General features: G+C 44.0%; 2 protein-coding genes. Both read right to left on the bottom strand.

The genetic code is table 11. From position 1 onward, the window contains the following. Positions 1–67 precede the first annotated feature (67 nt). Entirely contained in the window at positions 68–874 is an 807-nt protein-coding gene (locus Q0241_RS04625; RefSeq protein WP_299373847.1) for an IS5 family transposase, read from the bottom strand. A 224-nt stretch (positions 875–1098) separates the two neighbouring features. Further along, positions 1099–1374: a group II intron maturase-specific domain-containing protein gene (locus Q0241_RS22530; RefSeq protein ID WP_366941148.1), complete on the bottom strand. Its 276-nt coding sequence runs from the start codon at positions 1372–1374 to the stop codon at positions 1099–1101. Positions 1375–1536: the final 162 nt, after the last annotated feature.

The following is a 1536-nucleotide window of genomic DNA, read 5'->3' as shown; positions in this document are numbered from 1 at the left end:
CAGGGGCTTTATGCGTTACGCGATGGATGGATCAAGGGCACCTCTAAAAATACCTAAAAGAGACAACTTAATCCAACTCAGAAAATGGTTTTACATTTGAGGCAACTAAACTTTCTTCTTGTGCTTTGCTTCGATAAGCTGAATCCGCATAAACTTCTGCTCCGCCAATCTCAGGAGATTGAAGCACTTCTTCCAAAACCTGACTGTCATGAACTTGTGCTGTAGCCATTTCCCATGCGGTTACCAGTTTGGTGGCCTTGTCCACATTGGCGTGGTCTTTGTAACCATAAAACGATTCATTGTTCTTCTTTGTCCAACGTGCTTCGGTATCTTTTTGTGCCAACTTGTGTGGATTCTGTCCCCACTCAATTGGAACAGCGCCTTCTTTGATAAGCTTGTTTTCTTCGCGCGTATTACGTTGCTTGGGTGCCGTGACAAAGGTTGCATCAATCATCTGGCCTGACTTCAGCTCTACATCCAGCGCTCGCAAGCATTCGTCAAATCTTGCAAACAGACGTTCAGTCAGGTCTTTTTCCTTTATCTCTTCCCGAAATACCCACATAGTTTTTGCATCAGGTACTGTTCCAGATAAGCCAAGCCCCAAGAACCTCATAAAACTCAATCGGTCTCTAACCTGGTACTCCAACCGATCATCTGACAGATTATTCATTCTTTGCAATATCAGCATCTTGAAAAGCATTACCCGATCAAAAGGCTTGCGCCCCGCTGCATTTTTCCTGGGCTTTGTGGTGGTTTCTGCGAGAAGGTCTGCAAATAGGCGCCAGTCAATAATCTGATTTAGTTCTACAAGCGGATCTTTCAGCTTGCTTAGCTGATCATATCGATTATCAAGATCAAAAAAACCTGACTGCATGATTGAATCCCGTGTCAAAGTATATAATTTAAGTATTGTAAATTAATAACAACATGTTATGTTTATTTGACTGGGAGTATCGATATGATTTTACACTTTTTAGCTTGAATTTTGTCGAGTAGAACGGCCAGATTACTCTGGCCGAACCCTCTCAGAACGGGACGTGCGGAACTACCGCATCCGGCTCCCAAGTAAACAGACGCCCCACGTCAGTTCAGTGAACATTAGAGTACCGAAGCAGTTTTGAAATCCTCCTTTCGCGGAAAGCGATTGATATCGAGCATTTTCTTAAACTTTTGCCATGTCATTCGCTTTCTTCCACCTCGACGATTAAACCATCGCAGAAGTAGACGCTTACAACTTTCGATGAAACTAATCACTTTGCGCCTATTATAGGATATGTAGTGATAATTCACCCACCCCCTGACGACACGGATAACCGTCTTTATCACAGTCGGTGTATCGCTAGTGGTGAGATTCTTCCTGAGAAAATCTTTCATGCCTTTGAGTTTTGACGCGAAACGATCCCGGCGACTGGTAAATCTCAGTGTCCAGAAACCACGGCGCGATATGCCCCAATAGCATGTATTTTAATGATACGGCGACCACCGAGATCTACACTCTTCGGCACCGGCATCCTTGAGTGTGAAATAACAGTCACC

Origin of the sequence: uncultured Kiloniella sp. (genome assembly GCF_937128705.1) — a bacterium.
Classification (GTDB): Bacteria; Pseudomonadota; Alphaproteobacteria; order Kiloniellales; family Kiloniellaceae; genus Kiloniella.
The sequence above is the reverse complement of the archived record's forward strand: the minus strand, read 5'-3'. Positions and strand labels throughout refer to the sequence as shown.